The sequence below is a fragment of the Chryseobacterium jejuense genome, from assembly GCF_900100075.1.
GTDB lineage: Bacteria > Bacteroidota > Bacteroidia > Flavobacteriales > Weeksellaceae > Chryseobacterium > Chryseobacterium jejuense.
On sequence record NZ_FNEG01000004.1, the window covers coordinates 245,657 to 265,052 of the forward strand.

The window sequence follows — 19,396 nt, forward strand, 5'->3', positions numbered from 1 at the left end:
TCCGTAAATCACTATCTTTGAAGTAGGTAATTCAGTTCATAACGCTTAAAATGTGAACCTATGAAAAATATATTCTTGGGACTATTCTTAATGACAATCAATGTAGTCCATTCACAAGTACAGAAAGTTGAGCAAGTAATCGACTCGTGTGTAAAGAAAGATAATTTCAATGGTTCTGTTTTAATAGCTCATAATGGAAAAACTGAATTACTTACTTATAAAGGTTTATCTAACAGGCATTATAACATTGCCTTTTCTGATGAAACCAGATTTCATATTTTCTCTCTCACCAAGACCTTCACTGCCCTATTAATCATGCAGCTTTATGAGAAAGGAAAGATTGATTTGGATGCTACCATTTCCACCTATTATCCGGAATACAAAGGAGAAGCAGCAAAAAAAGCTACCATTAGAAATCTGCTTACTTATAGCAGTGGCAGAGATAACAAGGATATCAATTCACCGGAACTTATTCATCAGGCTTATGATAATACGATCTGGAATCTCGATGATTTTATCACCACTTTTCTTTCTGAAAAACTAGTCAATAAACCCGGAACAAAGTTTAGCTATAACAATGGTGATTTTATATTGCTGGGTAAAATTATTGAGAAAATATACAAAAAGCCTTTTGAAGAAGTTCTCAAAGAACAAATACTGGTTCCTCTTAAAATGGAGAATACGGGTTTCCTTCATCACAATGACATCATTCAAAATATAGATGAAGGATATTCAGCTGATGCTACTGATCCATTTGCTCTTCATATGCCTACCAATACTTATATTGATAATTTTTATTCTGCAGGAGCTATGTATTCTACTCCTAAAGACTTATTAATTTTTGATCAGGCTATATTTAACAGTGTTTTAATTACAAAAAAGACGTTGGCTACTATGCTTACTGCTGATTCCAAGCTGGAAGATACGGCATTAGGTTTTTGGGTGTATCCTAAAAAATTCGGTTCTATCAATACCCTATTTGTGGAACGTCAGGGAGAAGGTTATGGCCATAGTGCTAATTGGGTTCATTTGGTTGATAAAAACCTCAGTATCATCATTCTATCCAATACAAAAAGCATTCAATATCTGAATAAAATGAGAGAAAGACTAATTAAGGCTTACTATGGGCAGTGATTATTTTTTTATTTAGACTTGAGATGGAGATTAGAGATATTCAATGTTACAGGGAATTTTGCTTGGCAAATGAATGATGGGTTTTGGAAGGCTTATTAATTTAAAGTCCCTTAGGATTTAGATTTTGCTCGGTTGTTTAGCCACCCTGTCAAAAATTTTTTGAATTTTTGACACCCCTCCAGAGGATGGGAATGGTCATCCATTGAAATGGTAGTGTCATTGTAGAAAGTATGATACCTTATACAAAGCATTTTACAATCATATCCTAAAACAGCAACACTCTCAAACCCACACCCCGAAGCCTTACAACTCTCTTACTCTAAAATCCTCCTACTCCCAAACCCGCACCCCGAAGCCCTCTCACTCTCAAACCCAACAACTCTCCAACTCCCACCCCATCGCAGTTTGCAAAAGTTTTAATATATTTAGGAAAAAAATTAATGGACAATAGCACTTCCCGCAGAAATTTTATCAAAACAGCAGCTTTGGCAGGTTTTGGCGCATTGGTTGTACCCAATTCCCTATTTGCCTATTCGAATGATTTTAAAACAGATAAGAAAGTCCGTGTAGGCTTTATTGGTGTAGGACTTCGTGGTCAGGAGCATGTAAAGCTATTGGCTAAACGCAGTGATGTGGAGATTGTAGCTTTTGCAGATCCTGATAAAAGAATGCTTGCAGCTTCTCAAAAAATATTAAAAGACAACAATAAGTCGGCAGCCCAGGAATTCTCCAACGGTGAATATGATTACCGAAATCTTTTAAAATTAAAGACAGTAGATGCCGTAGTTATTGCGACTCCATGGGAATGGCATCTTCCGCAAGGTGTAGAAGCCATGCGTGCTAAAAAGATTGTAGGAATGGAGGTTTCCGGAGCGATAAAGCTTCAGGATTGCTGGGAATTTGTGAAAGTATATGAGGAAACAAAGGTTCCTATTTTCATGATGGAAAATGTATGTTACCGAAGAGATGTTATGGCTATTCTGAATATGGTTCGTAAGGGAATGTTTGGGGAATTGGTTCATGGAAGAGGCGGCTATCAGCATGACTTAAGAGGCGTTCTTTTCAATGACGGGGTTACGCCTTACAATTCAGGAGCAGAATTTGGTGAAAAGGGTTTCAGTGAGGCTAAATGGAGAACCGAACATTATGTAAAACGTAATGGAGAGCTTTATCCTACCCACGGATTAGGTCCAATTGCTATGATGATGGATATTAACCGTGGAAACCGTTTAACAAGGCTTTCTTCTTTCTCTTCCAAGTCTGTAGGGCTGAACAAATATGTTAAAGAGCATGCAAAAGGTGGGGAAAATCACCCGAATGCCAAGGTAAAATTCAATCAGGGAGATATTGTAACCACACAAATTGCCTGTGAAAACGGAGAAACCATTCTTTTAACTCATGATACCAGCTTACAAAGGCCTTATGACCTTGGATTCCGTGTACAGGGAACTGAAGGATTATGGCAAGACTTTGGTTGGGGAGAATTCAACCAGGGACACATTTATTTTGAAAAAACAATGAACCACACCCACCGTTGGGACAATACGGAAAAGTGGATGAAAGAATATGACCACCCAATGTGGAAGAAGTTCGAAAGCACAGCTGCAGGAGCAGGACACGGCGGAATGGACTTCTTTGTAATGAATACTTTTATTGAATGTATCAAAAGAAATATAGAATTCCCGATGGACGTTTATGATCTGGCTTTATGGTATTCAATTACTCCATTGAGTGAAGAGTCTATTGCCAAAGGAGGTCAGGTAATGGATATTCCTGATTTCACTAACGGTAAATGGAAAACCCGTAAACCTGTATTCGGAATGACTGATGAATTCTAAAAAAACATTACTCATATTGGCAGGTGGATTAGGCAGCCGATATAAGGGACTAAAGCAAGTGGATGGAATACTCGATAATGGTTCGCCGATTTTGGAGTATTCTATCTATGATGCTTTACAGGCTGGCTTTTCCAAAGTGGTTATTATCGTCAATAAATTAATTCCTCAAAGTTATATTGAAAGACTGAATTCAATCTCTGAAAAAAAGAGCTTTGAACTACACTGGGTATATCAGGAAATGAACAGCATTCCTCTACAAGGTTTTGACTATCCTGAGCGTGAAAAACCATGGGGAACCGCGCATGCTGTTTTGTGTGCAAAATATGCCATACAGGAACCTTTCGTTATGATTAATGCAGATGATTTTTATGGAAAAGAAGCTTATCTTCTCGCTGCTGATGAAATTAATCATCACCTTATTTCCGACTCTCAATTGGGTATGATTGCTTATCCTGTAAATACTACATTAAGTGGTCATGGGACAGTAGCCAGAGGAATTTGTACTTTGGATTCTGAACATTATCTGATCCGTGTAGAGGAACAAACCTCTATTCAAAAGCTTAATGGTTCCATCATTTATATGGAACACAATGAGCATATAAAACTGAATCCCGATACATTGGTATCTATGAATTTTTTCATTTTTCATCCTCATATTTTCTGTTCTCTGGAAGCTTATTTCTATGATTTCATAGAGTCTGATCCAACGCCCAAACAAGAATTCTATATTCCCAGCGCAGTTCAAAGAATGATGGATGAAAAGAAGGTGAAAGTAATGGTAAAAGCATCGCCATCACAATGGATGGGAGTAACGTATGCTGATGATAAAAAAGCTATCAAGGATTTTCTGACCTCAGAAATTCAAAATAACAGATACCCGGAAAATCTATGGAACTAAATGACATTGTAATTGAATTCATCGGTACAGAAAATTATAAACTTTCCCCTATTACTGATGGACTGATTAATACAACTTATCTTTTGGAGGATAAGGACCGCAAAAAAAAGTTTATCCTACAAAAGATCAATCATCATGTCTTCAGACAACCGGAGGTTATTGTCAACAATCATTTGATGATTAATGAACTTCTCAGGTCAAATAATTACCAATTTCAAATTATTGAACCTATCCCCTCTCTTAGCAATACCCTTCTGGTAAAAGATGCTAATGATGAGCCATGGCGTATGCTAAGTTTTGTAGAAAACAGTACTACCTTTCTTACTGCTCCATCTTTACAGACGGCTTTTGAAGCAGCTAAAGCCTTCAGTTATTTCCTTAGCATTGTAAATACTGAAAAGCTACCGGTTATTGAAGATACGCTTCCTAATTTTCTCAATTTCGAAAAAAGAATTGCAGATTATAAAGAGGCACTGGAAAATGCAGCTCCTCATTTAAAGGAAAATGCAAAGGCCGAAATAGAAATCACCAACCAGCTTATTTCCTTACCTGATCAATGGATAGCAATGGAGAAAAGCAATCAGATTCCCAAAAGAATCATCCATGCTGATGTAAAAATCAGTAACATCCTCTTCGATCAAAATCATAAACCGTTAGCTGTAATCGATCTGGACACCATGATGATTTCTACTATTTTATATGACTTCGGAACAATGATTCAGTCCTACACTAACAGAACCCATGAAGATGACGGAAGTGCCAACAACAATTTCAATGCTGAAATGTATAAGGTGGTAAAAGAGGGATTCCTTTTCTATCTAAAGGAAAAACTGACTCCTGAAGAGTCTGCTTACCTTGATTATGCAGCACAAGTCGCTATTTATATTCAAGAGGTTCGTTTTTTAACCGATTATCTGAATGGAAGTATTTATTATTCTACGAAATATCCGGAACACAATCTGGACAGAACAAAGAATCAGCTGGAACTATTGAAAGGATTGAGAGCGTATTTAGACTGCTAATTTTATATCCTTGTCAAAATACAATATTGAGATTCCTACGGAATGACAAAGTGTGCGGATAGTCTAAGCGCGTTGTTTGTCGTTCCGTAGGAATCTATACTTTTATTGTTCAGAGATATTTAAGGTTCAGCCCCGCTCTAATACTCTAATACCCTCAAACTCGATCATCCCAAAAACTCCAGAACCTTCTTCCATTCTTCAAACTTCCTTTCAAAGGAAATGGTATGAAGCGGACTTGTAGATGGCATTAGAAAAATAGGAAGCTTATAGTTTTTTCCTAAAAGCTTTTGCAGATTTTTATATGATTTTCCACCGTTACAGAAGATTGCTTTCACATTCGGATATTCTTCCAAAAGTGCATCAATCTGATTGGCTTCTTCATTTTTAATCTCAGAATCCAGACTTCCTTTTCTTTCACAGGAATCTATGACATCCCAAAGAGCAATGTGATGTTTCTTTATGATCTCCATTCTTTTGGAATAATCTTCAGTAAAATATTCATTCAACAGTTCAAGGATGATTTTCCAGAATTTATTTTGTGGATGGGCGTAATATTGTTGCATTTCCAAGGATTTCACTCCAGGAATAGAACCTAGAATTAGAATTTCAGACTGGTCATCAATGAACGGTGGAAATGATGAAATACGGTTTTGCATATTCAAATATATAAATTTTGTCTGTTTTATTTTCTATTGTTTAGAAGATTGAAGCGCCTGTTTTTCCAGGTTTTGGCTAAAGCCATTGGAATAGTTTGTTATAAGTAAAGCAGGCTAAAGCCCGCTCCTATTGATATTATTAACCACAGATAGCACAGATTTTCACAGATGATCATGAATATTATCTATAAAGCTTGGGCTTTTCCAATAAAAAAAGCGGGCTAAAGCCCGCTTCTATTCATGTATTATGTATTACAATGTTTCTTTTAACCAGTCGAAGAATTCTCTCTGCCATACTAATCCATTTTGTGGATGAAGTACCCAGTGGTTTTCGTTCGGGAAATAAACCAATTTAGATTTTAATCCTTTTAGTTTTGCAGCCTGGAAAGCTTCCTGCCCCTGCTCATAAGGTACACGGAAATCAATTCCTCCCTGAACGATCATGATTGGCTTATTCCATTTGTCTACAAAGTTGCTTGGATTGAACTCTGTATACGCTTTTGGCTGTGGTTTTTCCCATGGAGAACCGATATCCCAGTTGGCAAACCAAAGTTCTTCAGTGGTAAGATACCATGATTTCATATCGAATAATCCGTCATGAGCAATGAAAGTTTTGAATCTGTTTTCATGGATTCCAGCTAACATAAATACACTGTAACCTCCATAACTTGCTCCAACCGCTGCTACTCTTTCTCCATCTACATATGGTAATGTTTTGGCGTAATCTGTTGCCGCAAGATAATCTCTCATTGGCTGTCCACCCCAATCTCTTGAAATCTCTTCATTCCATTTTGTTCCCCAACCCGGCATTCCTCTTCTGTTTGGAGCTACTACGATATAATCATTGGCTGTCATTAGGGCAAAATTCCATCTTACACTGAAATATTGAGTTAATGCAGATTGTGGACCACCCTGGCAGTATACCAATGTTGGATATTTTTTGTTAGGATCAAAGTTCGGTGGATAGTGGAACCATACGCCCATTTCTTTACCATCCGAAGTTTTTACCATTTTAAGTTCAGATTTCCCTTGTGTTAACTTAGCATAAGTATCTTTATTCGCTTCAGTAACCTGCTTCATCTCTCCGTTTTTAAGATTTACAGAGAATAATTCTGTAGCATGGTTTACATCTGTTCTTCCTACTAATACTGAAGTTTTGTTATCTGTGAAAATTTCATTCACATCAAAATCTCCTTTGGTGATCTGCTGTACTTTTGCAGACTTTGAATCTAAAGAGAACAGTTGTTTTGTTCCTCTGTAGGCCGCTGTAAAATAAATCGTTTTTGAATCTGCACCCCAAAGTACATCTCCCGAAACACTATCATCCCAAGCTCCAGTAAGATTAGTGGTCTTTCCTGACTTCCAATCTAAGATTTTTACATCATTTTTATCAGCTTCATATCCGTCTCTGGCCATACTCTGCCAGATCAAAGATTTTCCATCCGGGCTGAACTTTGGATTGACATCATATCCTTTATTTGACTCTGTAAGATTCTTGGTTGCACCTGTAGCTAAATCATAAGCAAAGATATCTGTATTGGTACTTGTTGCGTACTCTTTACCGCTTTTTGGTTTGGTAACATATAAAAGCTGTGCAGAATCTGGGCTCCAGACAAAATCTTCAGCACCTCCGAAAGGTCTTTGAGGAGAATCCCAAGTTTTTCCTTCCAACAGATCTTTAGCAGCTTCTACTTTATCTGAAGTATTTACAACAAATACGTGGTTATATTTTCCTTCATTAAAGTAATCCCAGTGTCTGTGGTTAAGGTCTGTATATACTTGAGCAGTCGTTTTAGGGGTGTCGGCATATTTGTCTTTCCCCATTAATTTTTCTACCAATACCTGCTTACTGAAAGCAATTCTTTTTCCATCCGGAGAAATTACAATATTGTCAGCTTCACCAATGGTATAGAATTCTGCCCATGTTTTTCCGGCATCTTTTGAAAGATAGATCTTATCTCCTTCCTGCGCATAGATTCCGTTTTTATCCCATTGGATCAATGCTTTTTTACCGAAATCAATTTTAGAAGCCTCATGATTAAGAACATTCAGAAAGTAGTTCTCATTTTTAGTTTTTTCTGTTTTCAGATCTACTTGTCCTACTTTATAAATAAGGGATGCCTGATCCGGTGAAACTGCCTGTACTCCCACTTTTTTCAAAGTCCAAAGAATTTCAGGCGTCATTAATTGTTGTGCATTCATTAAAAACGGAGCTGCCAGAGCCAGCAGGCTGTACTTAAGTTTCATATGTTGATATTCATTTTTTAGCGGATCTACAAAACCATAGTGATTTCATATAATCCTTTCATTAAATTCAAAGATTGCCAAAGTTAGTATTTAAAATAAAAATCACCGAAAGAATTAACATTAAAATTAGCATTATAAAGGAAAATAGTAAAAATAGAGAAGGTTAAGAGACAAAGTAAAGGGGGTGAGCTATCAATTTTACTTATTATCGAATACTCAAGCTCATAAAAAAAGTCCGCCGGCATAATACCAACGGACTTTTCAAATTTATTTTCTATCTATTAATCTCCATCCGAGAACATTGAGTTCGCCAGAGACGTTACAATTGATAATAATATACTAAAGACAAAGGCCCACCAGAAACCATCTACCACCATGCTGTCTATAAAATAGTCTGCAATAAGGACAATTCCGGCATTAATAACCAATGCAAAGAATCCTAAAGTAAGAATGGTAAGCGGAAGCCCAAACAGGCTTAAAATAGGCTTTACAAATATGTTTAAAACCCCAAGTACAATCGCAAAGATAATCGCGGACGAAAATCCTTCAAAATGTACTCCCGGTAAAACTTTAGTTAAAAGGTATGCCACAATTGCAGTGACAAACAAGCGGATAATTAAGTTCATTTCGTTAATTTTTTAATATTTATGGGGTGTATGGAGCAAAAGCTATTCCATTTTATTAAAAAAATCTCTTTAAACCCTTTATTCATGGAATATTTTACTCAATACAATCTGAAAAGTTCGTTATTTTATCTTCATCATGGTGACTAATGAAGTTGCAACATGACTTTCTGAACCGGGGTCTTCACTCTGAACATAGATTTCTGTTCTGATGACACTGATCTTGGAACCTCCTTTGATAACATAGGCTTTTGAAACCAGAGCATCCCCTATAGCCGGACGAAGATAGTTCACTTTTAATTCAACGGTTACCACATAGCAGTCTTCCGGATAATGACTCACAGCAGCATATCCTGAGGAAACATCTACCAGAGAAGCAATCATCGCTCCATTGAACATCCCTGCTTTTCTGGTCATCATTTCCATTTTGGGAATTTTAATAGAAACGAAATCTGTTTCTACTTCCAGAAGTTCTGCTTTATAGAATTTTAGTGTTTCTGAACGACTGAAACTGTCTGTCATGAGTTTTTTTTTCTCTGGAGTCATGAGTCTTATTTTTAAACAAAGGTAAGGGATTGTATTTTTCAATGAATACATCATTGTAAAAAAGAAAACAGCCACCTCAAAATTGATGAAGTGGCTGTTTCTGGATTTAAAACCCCTATTTAAACTAACAATAACTTTTCTTCTACTCCAGATTCTTTTAGACAATGATCTTCTTTAATCATATCCGCTGCTTTTTCTCCAATCATAATGGTAGGAGCATTGGTATTTCCGGAAACTACATCCGGCATAGTGGAAGCGTCCGCTACACGGAGGCCTTTCACTCCATACACTTTTAATCTCGGGTCAACCACAGAAAGACTGTCTATACCCATTTTACAGGTTCCGGTCATATGATGATAAGTGGAACATGACTTTTTAATATAATCTATTACTTCTTCCTTTGTTTTGCCTTCACCAGGATAAATTTCACCGTCATTCCATTCTTTCATGGCTTCTGTACGACCCATTTCACGGCAGATTTCTACACATTTATACAGGGCTTCCAGATCAGATTCTTCGGATAAATACCTTGGATTGATTTCCAATGGTGAAGCCGGATCTGAAGATGTTAATTTAATATATCCTTTGCTGGCAGGTCTGATAAATCCGGCACAGAATGTAAATGCGTTTTCCGGCCCTGTGAATCCCGGACTGTAATAAGGAAGTCCCATGAATAGAGGCTGAAGATCAGGAAAAGCCATTTCTTCTTTACTTTTCCAGAAGAGCTGGGCTTCCAGCAAATTGGCTTCAGGAGCTGGAATTTTTTTTTTCGCTTTAAAAATCACACTGGTTAAAAGATGATCCTGAAGGTTTTTGCCTACTCCTTTCAGATCTTTTATCACTGAAATTCCCAGAGGTTCCAGTTCTTCTTGATCTCCGATCCCGGAAATCATCAGAAGTTTTGCAGACTCTATCGTTCCACAGGATACAATAACTTCTTTATCTGCCTTAGCTTCCAATAATTCTCCATTTTTTATATATTGAACACCAACGCATTGATTGCCTTCAAAAATTAGTTTTTGAGCAAGAGCATCAGTTTGAATATGCAAATTAGTGCGTGATGAAACAGGATCTAGAAATGCTTTAGCAGTAGAGCATCTTTTCCCATCTTTCCCTACGCTAAGGTGATTAAGACCTGCGCCCCAGATTTCTTTATTAAAATCATCAGTCAATGGATATCCTAATTCTTTACATGCTTCAATAGCACTTATTGAAATAGCGTTTGGACGTTTGATACGGCTTACAAAAAGAGGTCCTTCACCGCCATGAATATTGTCTTCCCCTTCTTCGTGAGTTTCTGATTTTTTAAAGTAAGGCAGTACACTTTCCCAGTCCCAGCCCACACATCCGTTATAAGCCCAATGATCGTAATCCTGCTGATGCCCTCTGATATAGATCATTCCATTGATAGAACTTGAACCTCCTAACGTTTTTCCACGAGGCCAATATCTTGTATTTCCACCTGCACTTTCCTGAGCAACGGTATGATAAGCCCAGTCTCTTTCTGTATTCCAGATCGCGGGCCATCCGGCCTGGTCCTGTACTTCATTCACTTTATCATCAGGACCTGCCTCCAACAGGAGTACATTTATATTTTCGTTTTCACTTAATCTGTTAGCAATGACAGCCCCTGCTGAACCGGAACCAACCACTATAAAATCGTATTTCATGAGTTTTAATTTAAGATGTTTACTTTTTGATGCTGATTACTTTGGGAGTGGTTACAGCTTTTAACCCTTCAATTCCGAATTCTACTCCATAACCGGATTGTTTTGCGCCCCCAAAAGGCACAAAGGGATGAATAGCTCCATGCTGATTGATCCAGACTGTTCCTGCTTCTAGTTGTGCTGCTACTTTTTGAGCCTCATCTAGATCATCACTCCAAACTGAAGCGCCCAGCCCATTTTCTGAATCGTTAGCCTTTATGATGGCCTCATCTAATGTTTTATATTTAATGATAGGCAAAACAGGTCCAAACTGCTCTTCATCAACAATTCTATCTCCGTTATCCACGTTCCCGACAAAGGTTACAGGAATAAAATAGCCTTCCAAATCTGGCTTTTGCCCTCTGAATATAAAGTCTGCTCCAATATTTTCAGCATCATGAATCAGATCCTGAATTTTATTGTACTGCATTTTATTTTGTATGGGGCCCAGAACAACGTTTTCATCGGCTCCGTTCCCCATTGGAATATTAGCGGAATATTCCGCTAAAGCCTGGCTTATTTTTTCATATTCATCTTCATGCACATATAATCTTTTCAAACTAGCACAGGTTTGTCCCATATTCAGAAATGCTCCCCAGAAGATATTTTCTATGTGTTTGGCCACATCAAGTCCGGGTAAAATAATTCCGGCATCATTACCACCACATTCCAAGGTAAGGCGAGCCATATTAGCAGCGGAAGCCTCAATGATTTTTTTCCCTGTTGCCGTAGAGCCTGTAAACATAATTTTACCTATTTCCGGATGCCCTATAAGATAAGATCCTACTTCTCCTTTACCTGTAACTACCTGTAAAATTCCTTCAGGAAGCACCGTATTAATTACTTTTATCATTTCCAGGCTACAGTACGTTGTATATTCTGAAGGTTTAATAACCACAGCATTTCCCATTCTCAAAGATGGAATAATCTGCCAGATGGCAATCATTAACGGCCAATTCCAAGGGGCAATTGCGGCAACAATCCCAATTGGATTTCTGTAGAGTACATCTTTTCGGGTTTCATCTTCAAAAACAATTTCTTCAGGAAGATCGAGAGATGCCGGTACCTGAGTCCAGCCTACACAAGCCTGCATTTCAAAATGAGCACCCGGTCCATTGAGTGGTTTTCCTTGCTCTTTGGTAATCCATTCCGCTAAATATTTGGAATTGTTCTGTAAGGCTTCTCCTACTTTTAATAAAATTTCTTTTCTTTCTGCATCTGGCTTTGCTGCCCATAGTTTTTGGGCTTTCTTTGCTTTTTCAATGATAGCATCTATTTCTTCACGGGATGTATTTTCAACTTTACCAATAACCTCTAAAGTAGAAGGATTCAGAGATAAAAAATCAGTATTTGAAGTATAATTTTCTTTTTCTAACGATGTTGTTTCCATTATTTTAAATATTTTGTATTTTACACAATTCGAAAATGACAAAAACATGGTATAATTCATTTACTTATTCTCTATTTTTTTTAACCTAAACTCTATCCTATGGAAAAGATCGAAGAAAGAACTGTTTTCAGCATTCCTTTTGGTGAATTGAATGTATTTGAAACGAATGTTGTGTGCCATGATTTTCCTTTCTTTTTTGAAAAGCCTGTCATCACACTTATGCTGAGTGGCAATAAAATCATCCGAAGTGAGGAAGAAACTTTTGAGTTTAATGAAAGAAGTGTATTCATCCCGCCCTGTAATAAGGAACTCAGTATAGACATTCACCCTGTTTTCAAAGAACCAACTAAATGCCTGGTATTGAATATTGAGCAGGAATACATAGACAGTGTTTTTCATGAAGTTATTGAAAACTGGCATCCCGACTGGGACAGAACGGGAATTATGATGAAAGAAAATGCGGTGAAAAAGTTTGTAAGCTCAGATGAGTCTTTATGGAGAAGTCTCACCAATCTGTACAACAGAAGAGTGGATGAAAGTATTTACAACACATCAGATTTTTTGTTGAGTTTAAGCCTTAAAGAACTTATTTACGAACTGATGAAGACTAATGCCAAGCATATTCTGCTCCACTCTGACAGGACAGAAAATGTACAAAACGGACTTCATTAAGTCGTGTATTTTATCAAGCAAAACTACAGAGAACCTATTACCATAAAACAACTGTCTGCCTTAGCGGGAATGAGTGAGGCTAATCTGTTTAAAAAATTCAAGCATTCTTACAACTGTACACCGGTGGAATATATTATTCAATTAAGAATAGAACATGCTAAACAATTATTAATCAACAATCCGGAAATCGGAATTAAAAATATATGTTTTGAATCCGGGTTTAATACCCTGGAGTATTTTTACAGAAAATTCACCCAAATTACTGGAAAATCTCCGAAGAAATTTACTACAAATTAATAGCTTAGAGGTCTGAATATTGCTTTTTTCAGTAACGCGTTTGACTGGCAGTCAAAAGGCACGGGTTCGAATCCCGTATTCTCCACGAGAAAAAAACTTACTTTTGAACCTAGTCTATATTGAGATTCTTCCTTCGTCAGAAATCGAAGATTATCTCCTTTCAATCGATGAATATTATTTCGAGGTAGTCAATGACAAGGTATATAAATAAGAGGCTATATATTAGAATGATTAGCTAAGCAGTACCTGAAAATCATCTGTTAAAGAAAGTACGCCTTCTGCTACACCTTCCGGATGAGCATTGAACCCTTTCAGTTTAGAGGTTTTTCCTTTTAAAACAAGATCTAAAAGCTGCTTATCAGATAATTTTTTTCCGAAGATTTCAAAAGTAATTTTGAATCCGCAATTTTTGAAATCAGAACATCCTACAGCCGTTTTCCCTTTGATTAGATTATGTTCCTTACATTTCGGGCACTTTGTTTCTTCCCAGGACTGAAGTTCTTTTTTCTGTGCAGGTTCTCTTTTTTTCTTTTCCTTTACTTCTTCTTTCTCTTCGTCCTGTAGGGTAATCACTTTTCCTTTTCCGTAAACCACTTTATCAGTCAGTTCTGTGACCATCTGAATAAGTTCTTCTTTGAAAAGGTTGGCTTCATACTCGCCCTTTTCAATTTTACGAAGTTTAGACTCCCATTCTCCTGTAAGCTCCGGACTCTTTAAAAGTTCGTCTTCAATGGTATCGATAAGCTGAATTCCTGTTTGGGTGGCAATCAGGTTTTTTCGTTTCTTCTCAATATATTTTCTTTTGAAAAGTGTTTCGATGATGTTGGCACGGGTGGATGGTCTTCCAATCCCGTTGTTCTTGAGCATTTCACGTAATTCTTCATCTTCAACCTGTTTTCCGGCAGTTTCCATTGCTCTCAGCAAGGTTGCTTCGGTATAAGGTTTTGGCGGAGTGGTTTTCCCCTGGTGAATCATCGGATCATGAGGTCCGGTTTCTCCTGCAATAAATTCAGGAATGGTTTGTTCTTCCTCTTTTTCCTTTTCTTTATCTGTAGATTCTTCCTTAGGTTCTTTAGCATAGACAGCTCTCCAACCTGGTTCAAGGATTTGTCTTCCGCTGGTTTTGAAAGGAATAGTTCCTACTTTTCCTTCTACCAAGGTATTTGAAATTTTACATTCAGGGTAAAAAACAGCAACGAAACGTTTGGCAATCAGATCATAGATCAGCTTTTCTTCCCTGCTCAGATTTTGAGAAGGTGGAATTTCCGTAGGGATGATCGCATGGTGATCGGTTACTTTCGTATCGTCAAATACCGCTTTTGATTTTGGAATAGGAGCTTCCAGTAAAGGAGCTATTAACTCCTGATACGGATACATTTTTCGAAGAATTCCTTCTATTTTCGGATATAAACTATCTGATAAATAAGTGGTATCAACACGCGGATAGGTTACATGCTTCTTTTCGTAAAGACTCTGAACATAGTTCAATGTATTTTCCGCAGAATATCCGTATTTTTTGTTGGCTTCTACCTGTAATCCGGTCAAATCGAAAAGTCTTGGATTCTTTTCTTTTCCTTCTTTAATTTCGAATGAAACAATTTCGAATGGATTTACTTTAAGGTATTCCAGTCCTTTTTCTGCTCTATCTAACGTTTTAAGACGATCAATCGCCGCATTGAAAATTACATCACGGTATTTGGTTTTCAATTCCCAATATTCTTCCGTGGTAAAGGCATCAATTTCTTTCTGACGCTGCACCAGCATAGCCAATGTAGGAGTTTGTACCCTTCCAATGGAAAGAACCGCTTTATTACCACCAAATTTCTTGGTAAATAACCTTGTGGCATTAATTCCCAATAACCAATCCCCGATGGCTCTGGCATTTCCGGCCAGATATAGGTTTTTATAATCTTCTGCTGGTTTAAGGCTTTCAAAACCTTCTTTGATGGCATCTTCCGTCAATGAGGAAATCCATAAACGCTGAACGGGTTTGTTGCATTTTGCTTTCTGCAATACCCAACGCTGGATTAATTCTCCCTCTTGCCCGGCATCCCCACAGTTAATAACCTCATCACATTCTTCTACTAATCTTTCAATCACTTTAAACTGATTTTCAACGCCTTTATTCGGAATCAGCTTGATACCAAAACTGCTGGGAATAATGGGTAATGAAAATAAATTCCAGGATTTGAATTGTGGACTGTAATCGTGAGGTTCCTTTAGCGTACAAAGATGTCCGAACGTCCATGTTACGCAATAGCCGTTCCCTTCCATATAGCCTTGTTTAGATGTGGTAGCACCTAATACTTTGGCGATATCTCTGGCAACACTTGGTTTTTCGGCAATACATAATTTCATGAACTCGGGTTTAATGAAGGAGTGCAAAAATCGGGATTTTTTTTGGATTTAGCTAATTTAGTTGGGAGTTGGTAGCCAGGAATTGAATGGTTATTAAATTAAGTTCTGTGTTATAAAGGGTTGGAAGCTGAAGGATGGAAGAAGGAAGTCATGAAGATCATAAAATAGAATACTCTTTCTTTTTTCACCCTTTCTAAGGTTCTTTTATAATGGGGTTTATACAAAAAGCCCCCTTAAAAAAAGGGGGCAGGATCAACAATATTAATGAAACTAAGTTCATTATTTCTTGTGAGCTTCTGCAATGGCTTCAGAAATTCCTCCTCCAGCAATCTCAAAGAAGGAAGGACCAGCCAATAGATATACTTTTTCTATTTTTTTTGTTGTGGAAAGCTTATGTTCTTTTAGATAATTATCGGAACGGTTGGCCTGTACAATACCTCTCACTACATTTCCAGCAACTAAAGCTGTTGGGGAGTCTATTCCGGCATCTTTTAAATCACTGGCAAAAGCAAAATTTGAAACGCCTAACCTCATGGCTTCGCGGGCAGCAACCTCTCCTACTGATATCATCAGCTCAGGGGTAAATTGGGTACGATCACCTAACCCTATCAATAAGAGTTTTTTTGCAGACATAGCGCCTTGGGGAGATGTAATTAAGATTGTCTCCAAAGAATGTCCCAAAAACTGCCCTGATTTTCTGATATTGGTAAGTTCTCCTTTTAAAGCTTCATCTAAATGTACTAATCCATTCAAATTAGCGGGTAAAGCAGGAGCCTTAAAGATATCATCTTCAATATATTCAAAAACACAGGCTACTTGAAGCTGGGTATCCGCTGAAGAAGGGCCTTGTACCAGTCCTATCATGGAAATTCCATCTACAGAACCCCAGTTTTTGGATGTTCCTGTAGCAACTGTCTGTGCAAATATCAGGTTTGAAAGCACTAAAACGACAGCTATCATCAATTTGTTTACTAAATTTTTCATGATATTGTTATTTTACATTGTCATAGGAACTTCCATAAGAAGAATTTCTGTGTTTTCTTCTATCGTTTTAATATTTAGATCTTTGATATCCCATACTCCGAAACCGTCTCTTTCTTCTACTAACTGGCCTTCCATCTCAGCACTTCCTTTAAGGATAAAGGCATATACACCGTTTCCTTTTTTTCGGATCTGATAATTGATTTCTCTATTCTGATCGAAAGTTCCCAGATGAAACCATGCATCCTGATGAATCCATACTCCTTCATCATCGGCATTTGGAGAAAGAATCTGTTGGAATTGGTTCTGGTTTTTTGTTTTGTCTAAAGTGATCTGATCATATCTTGGCGTTACATTTCTTTTTTTCGGGTATACCCAGATCTGAAGAAATTTGACCAACTGATCGCTGTTTTTATTGAATTCGCTGTGCATGATTCCTGTTCCGGCACTCATCACCTGGATATCACCACTTTTGATAATGGCTGTATTTCCCATGCTGTCTTTATGTTCAAGATCGCCTTCTAAAGGAATACTGATAATTTCCATATTATCATGCGGATGGGTTCCGAAACCTCGGCCCGCTTCTACTCTGTCATCATTCAAAACTCTTAACACTCCAAAATGCATTCTTTCGGGATTATAATAGTTGGCAAAACTGAAAGTATGCTGGCTCAATAACCAACCGTGATCTGCCTTCCCTCTTGAATCTGCCTTATGAATGACAGAATTTTCTTTAATTTTCGAATCTGTATTGGGCAGATGATTATATCCTATGGGCTCTAGTGGTTCAATTTCGTCAATTTCGTTTTGCATGGTATTTCCCAGAGAAGCAGATGCTACAAACATTCCTGTTCCGAGTAACCCTTTTTTTAAAAAATCTTTTCTGTTCATATCTCAATTGTTATTTGTTTGTTTTGATGTGACAAATGTAAGGCGGTAAAAATGGGTGGACATTTAACTAGTTTAATAAATTGCTTTATTTTAAAAAAATGAGACTGTTGGAATACGCTAAGGCGCGAGATGATTTTAAAAAGTTGCTGATATAAGGCGCAAGGATTTTATCTCCGATAAAATTGTACACTGTTGAGCTTTATGTTGGCCACGGATGCACGAATAGTTTTATCCTATGGATTTAATGAATGAGAAAATTTTACTCTCGCGGATTTTGCGGATTGTGCAGATTCTATTGGGTTGGGATATTGGAAATACAAATTATAAGAGTTAGCCACGGATGCACGAATAGTTTTATTCTATGGAGTTAATGAATGAGAAAGTTTTACTCTCGCAGGTGTTTCAGATTGAGCAGATTTTATTGTGTCGGAATCTTAAAAACCCCAATCATAAGAGAGGTTATTAATACTAATGAATCTTCAATCTCTATAAAAATTCGGCCGCCACCTATTACCTATTACCTATTACCTATTACCTATTACCCTTTTGAAGCCAGACGTTTTCTGATGGTGCTTACAAATTCTTTTGAAACTCCGAGATAAGAAGCGATATAGTATTGAGCAACCCGTTGTGGGATGGAAGGATATACTTTGATAAATTCAAGGTATCGGTCAGATGCAGACTTGGAAATGGTATCTACCAGACGGCTTTGAAGTGTAGTGAGATTCCTTTGTACCAGCATTCTGAAAACCCTTTCAAACTTAGGAACTTCATTTAACAGCTTTTCTTTTGTCATCGGACTCAGCATATAAATCTCTGAATCTTCCAATGTTTCAATATAGACTTTAGAAGGCTTTTGTTCCTGAAATGAGGCAATATCACTGATCCACCAGTCTTCAATAGCAAATAGAATCGTGACTTCAGTTCCATTATCATCCAAACAATACATTCTCAAACATCCTTTATGAATATAGCCTTCAAACTGGCAGATCTCTCCTTCTCTTAATAGAACAGTCTTCTTAGGAAATTCCTGACACACCAGTAAATCTGTAAATATTTTCTCTTCTTCCGGTGTGACGGTAATGAATCTTGTAATGTTTTTGATGATATTTTCAAACATGGAGTACGTTTTACTCCTGCAAATTAGGAAAAAGACTGTAAACTTCATTCTTTAAAAGTCCACTTCCGCCTCCATAATGGTCAATTACCTTAACCTCTTTATCTAAACCTCCACAAAATACTTTTATATCTTTTTCAAACTGGTCCTCCAATCCTGCACTCAACAGTACAATATCTACATGATTTTCTCTGATATATTCATAACAGAAGTTCTCATCACTCTGAATTTCGGCCGTCCAGCCTTCATTGTTTTCGATAACTCTTTTTAATACATCCAGAATTTCCTGATTCTTTCCTATGACTAAAAAATGTAATGTTTTCATGACTAAGTTCTAAGTTTAAATATAAATAAACAGTGATTTTCTGACTTTAGGCTCCAAATTTTTCGTTTTATGCCCTTTTCCGGTAACATCTTCTACCAGAAGAATTTCACCCGTCTGAAATCGTCTTTTTTCACCCAATGAAGTTTCTATCTCCACGCCACCATCCAAAAGTACGATATATTGCTTTTGTGGAGCACAATGAAAATCGTAATCATAGTTTGCAGAAACCTGTCTAAACTGTAATTTTTTAACTTCAAGCGTTTCAGAAAGAAATCCGATATCCCCCTGATCTATAAGAGGAATTTCTAAGGTTGCAAAATGAGTTTCTCCTTTTTCATCGCTGAAAATTCTTGTGATATTCATTGTTTTATTTTTTAAAGATTAATGCTCATCAATAGGGTTGCGTGTTTTTCTTATATCTCGTAGATTGAGCAAATCTCGCAGATTTTTTTCCCACAGATAGCACAGATTTTCACAGATGATTATGCATAAAGATCTGCGTCATCTGTAAAATCTGCGAGATATTTATTTCTGAGATTTTTCATTACGCGTTTGAACTACGTTCGCAAGCCTTCAGTCTGTATTCAGAATGATTTTCCAATCATTATTGTAAAAATTAATGTTCATCATCTACTTTGTGTAGATTCCTACGGAATGACAAATAGAACGCTCTAGCTATCCATACACTTTGTCAT

18 protein-coding genes are annotated in these 19,396 nt (G+C 37.1%); 6 read left to right on the forward strand and 12 right to left on the reverse strand.

All coding sequences use genetic code 11. The annotated features are described in order from the left end of the window. Window positions 1–60: 60 nt before the first annotated feature. From BLS98_RS13460 to BLS98_RS13475, 4 genes are all read left to right on the forward strand, one after another. Window positions 61–1,134, forward strand: coding sequence for a serine hydrolase domain-containing protein (locus BLS98_RS13460; protein ID WP_181575087.1), 1,074 nt, complete (start codon window positions 61–63; stop codon window positions 1,132–1,134). Between the two features lie 440 nt (window positions 1,135–1,574). Then, entirely contained in the window at window positions 1,575–2,972 is a 1,398-nt protein-coding gene (locus BLS98_RS13465; protein ID WP_089737026.1) for a Gfo/Idh/MocA family protein, read from the forward strand. After that, a complete protein-coding gene (locus tag BLS98_RS13470; RefSeq protein ID WP_089737027.1) occupies window positions 2,962–3,870 on the forward strand; it encodes a sugar phosphate nucleotidyltransferase in 909 nt (302 codons plus the stop codon). Before BLS98_RS13465 ends, BLS98_RS13470 begins: the two co-directional genes overlap by 11 nt. After that, window positions 3,861–4,892, forward strand: coding sequence for a phosphotransferase enzyme family protein (locus BLS98_RS13475; protein ID WP_089737028.1), 1,032 nt, complete (start codon window positions 3,861–3,863; stop codon window positions 4,890–4,892). Before BLS98_RS13470 ends, BLS98_RS13475 begins: the two co-directional genes overlap by 10 nt. Before the next feature lie 164 nt (window positions 4,893–5,056). Here the strand turns inward: BLS98_RS13475 and BLS98_RS13480 are convergent, their stop codons facing one another. From BLS98_RS13480 to BLS98_RS13505, 6 genes are all read right to left on the reverse strand, one after another. Beyond that, on the reverse strand, window positions 5,057–5,548 hold the full coding sequence (locus BLS98_RS13480; RefSeq protein ID WP_089737029.1) for a DNA-deoxyinosine glycosylase: 492 nt from the start codon (window positions 5,546–5,548) through the stop codon (window positions 5,057–5,059). 252 nt (window positions 5,549–5,800) lie between these two features. Then, window positions 5,801–7,795, reverse strand: a complete 1,995-nt coding sequence (locus BLS98_RS13485; protein ID WP_089737030.1) for a S9 family peptidase — start codon at window positions 7,793–7,795, stop codon at window positions 5,801–5,803. 281 nt (window positions 7,796–8,076) lie between these two features. Then, window positions 8,077–8,421 carry a phage holin family protein gene (locus BLS98_RS13490; RefSeq protein WP_089737031.1) on the reverse strand — a complete coding sequence of 115 codons (345 nt, stop codon included), beginning with the start codon at window positions 8,419–8,421 and terminating at the stop codon, window positions 8,077–8,079. A 120-nt stretch (window positions 8,422–8,541) separates the two neighbouring features. Next, window positions 8,542–8,964, reverse strand: coding sequence for a PaaI family thioesterase (locus tag BLS98_RS13495; protein ID WP_089737032.1), 423 nt, complete (start codon window positions 8,962–8,964; stop codon window positions 8,542–8,544). Window positions 8,965–9,083: 119 nt separating this feature from the next. After that, window positions 9,084–10,634: a GMC family oxidoreductase gene (locus tag BLS98_RS13500; RefSeq protein WP_089737033.1), complete on the reverse strand. Its 1,551-nt coding sequence runs from the start codon at window positions 10,632–10,634 to the stop codon at window positions 9,084–9,086. 19 nt (window positions 10,635–10,653) lie between these two features. After that, window positions 10,654–12,060: an aldehyde dehydrogenase family protein gene (locus BLS98_RS13505; protein ID WP_089737034.1), complete on the reverse strand. Its 1,407-nt coding sequence runs from the start codon at window positions 12,058–12,060 to the stop codon at window positions 10,654–10,656. 99 nt (window positions 12,061–12,159) lie between these two features. Between BLS98_RS13505 and BLS98_RS13510 the strand changes: the two genes are divergently transcribed. Together BLS98_RS13510 and BLS98_RS13515 are read left to right on the forward strand one after the other, a co-directional pair. Then, window positions 12,160–12,732: an AraC family transcriptional regulator N-terminal domain-containing protein gene (locus BLS98_RS13510; protein WP_089737035.1), complete on the forward strand. Its 573-nt coding sequence runs from the start codon at window positions 12,160–12,162 to the stop codon at window positions 12,730–12,732. A gap of 3 nt (window positions 12,733–12,735) precedes the next feature. Continuing rightward, window positions 12,736–13,029 carry a helix-turn-helix transcriptional regulator gene (locus BLS98_RS13515; protein WP_089737036.1) on the forward strand — a complete coding sequence of 98 codons (294 nt, stop codon included), beginning with the start codon at window positions 12,736–12,738 and terminating at the stop codon, window positions 13,027–13,029. Window positions 13,030–13,260: 231 nt separating this feature from the next. On the opposite strand, the gene BLS98_RS13525 is transcribed toward BLS98_RS13515, so the two are convergent. From BLS98_RS13525 to BLS98_RS13550, 6 genes are all read right to left on the reverse strand, one after another. Then, complete coding sequence (locus BLS98_RS13525) at window positions 13,261–15,387, reverse strand: type IA DNA topoisomerase (RefSeq protein ID WP_089737037.1); 2,127 nt, start codon at window positions 15,385–15,387, stop codon at window positions 13,261–13,263. Between the two features lie 279 nt (window positions 15,388–15,666). Beyond that, window positions 15,667–16,371: a M17 family peptidase N-terminal domain-containing protein gene (locus tag BLS98_RS13530; protein ID WP_089737038.1), complete on the reverse strand. Its 705-nt coding sequence runs from the start codon at window positions 16,369–16,371 to the stop codon at window positions 15,667–15,669. Window positions 16,372–16,383: 12 nt separating this feature from the next. Then, window positions 16,384–17,259: a pirin family protein gene (locus BLS98_RS13535; RefSeq protein WP_089737039.1), complete on the reverse strand. Its 876-nt coding sequence runs from the start codon at window positions 17,257–17,259 to the stop codon at window positions 16,384–16,386. Window positions 17,260–17,797: 538 nt separating this feature from the next. Beyond that, a complete protein-coding gene (locus BLS98_RS13540) occupies window positions 17,798–18,379 on the reverse strand; it encodes a Crp/Fnr family transcriptional regulator (RefSeq protein ID WP_089737040.1) in 582 nt (193 codons plus the stop codon). Between the two features lie 10 nt (window positions 18,380–18,389). Continuing rightward, the gene (locus BLS98_RS13545; protein ID WP_089737041.1) at window positions 18,390–18,701 is read right to left on the reverse strand and encodes a hypothetical protein; all 312 of its coding nucleotides are present in this window, start codon (window positions 18,699–18,701) and stop codon (window positions 18,390–18,392) included. Window positions 18,702–18,716: 15 nt separating this feature from the next. Beyond that, window positions 18,717–19,064 (reverse strand): cupin domain-containing protein, encoded by a 348-nt coding sequence (locus tag BLS98_RS13550; RefSeq protein WP_089737042.1) that lies wholly within the window; start codon window positions 19,062–19,064, stop codon window positions 18,717–18,719. Between the last annotated feature and the right edge of the window lie 332 nt (window positions 19,065–19,396).

What these genes read in the sequence shown, in the direction of transcription:
- BLS98_RS13535 (WP_089737039.1), bottom strand. Translation starts at nt 17,259, where the DNA reads ATGAACAGAAAAGATTTTTTAAAAAAAGGGTTACTCGGAACAGGAATG.
- BLS98_RS13460 (WP_181575087.1), top strand. Translation starts at nt 61, where the DNA reads ATGAAAAATATATTCTTGGGACTATTCTTAATGACAATCAATGTAGTC.
- BLS98_RS13485 (WP_089737030.1), bottom strand. Translation starts at nt 7,795, where the DNA reads ATGAAACTTAAGTACAGCCTGCTGGCTCTGGCAGCTCCGTTTTTAATG.
- BLS98_RS13465 (WP_089737026.1), top strand. Translation starts at nt 1,575, where the DNA reads ATGGACAATAGCACTTCCCGCAGAAATTTTATCAAAACAGCAGCTTTG.
- BLS98_RS13525 (WP_089737037.1), bottom strand. Translation starts at nt 15,387, where the DNA reads ATGAAATTATGTATTGCCGAAAAACCAAGTGTTGCCAGAGATATCGCC.
- BLS98_RS13490 (WP_089737031.1), bottom strand. Translation starts at nt 8,421, where the DNA reads ATGAACTTAATTATCCGCTTGTTTGTCACTGCAATTGTGGCATACCTT.
- BLS98_RS13510 (WP_089737035.1), top strand. Translation starts at nt 12,160, where the DNA reads ATGGAAAAGATCGAAGAAAGAACTGTTTTCAGCATTCCTTTTGGTGAA.
- BLS98_RS13500 (WP_089737033.1), bottom strand. Translation starts at nt 10,634, where the DNA reads ATGAAATACGATTTTATAGTGGTTGGTTCCGGTTCAGCAGGGGCTGTC.
- BLS98_RS13475 (WP_089737028.1), top strand. Translation starts at nt 3,861, where the DNA reads ATGGAACTAAATGACATTGTAATTGAATTCATCGGTACAGAAAATTAT.
- BLS98_RS13550 (WP_089737042.1), bottom strand. Translation starts at nt 19,064, where the DNA reads ATGAATATCACAAGAATTTTCAGCGATGAAAAAGGAGAAACTCATTTT.
- BLS98_RS13540 (WP_089737040.1), bottom strand. Translation starts at nt 18,379, where the DNA reads ATGTTTGAAAATATCATCAAAAACATTACAAGATTCATTACCGTCACA.
- BLS98_RS13470 (WP_089737027.1), top strand. Translation starts at nt 2,962, where the DNA reads ATGAATTCTAAAAAAACATTACTCATATTGGCAGGTGGATTAGGCAGC.
- BLS98_RS13545 (WP_089737041.1), bottom strand. Translation starts at nt 18,701, where the DNA reads ATGAAAACATTACATTTTTTAGTCATAGGAAAGAATCAGGAAATTCTG.
- BLS98_RS13495 (WP_089737032.1), bottom strand. Translation starts at nt 8,964, where the DNA reads ATGACTCCAGAGAAAAAAAAACTCATGACAGACAGTTTCAGTCGTTCA.
- BLS98_RS13530 (WP_089737038.1), bottom strand. Translation starts at nt 16,371, where the DNA reads ATGAAAAATTTAGTAAACAAATTGATGATAGCTGTCGTTTTAGTGCTT.
- BLS98_RS13505 (WP_089737034.1), bottom strand. Translation starts at nt 12,060, where the DNA reads ATGGAAACAACATCGTTAGAAAAAGAAAATTATACTTCAAATACTGAT.
- BLS98_RS13480 (WP_089737029.1), bottom strand. Translation starts at nt 5,548, where the DNA reads ATGCAAAACCGTATTTCATCATTTCCACCGTTCATTGATGACCAGTCT.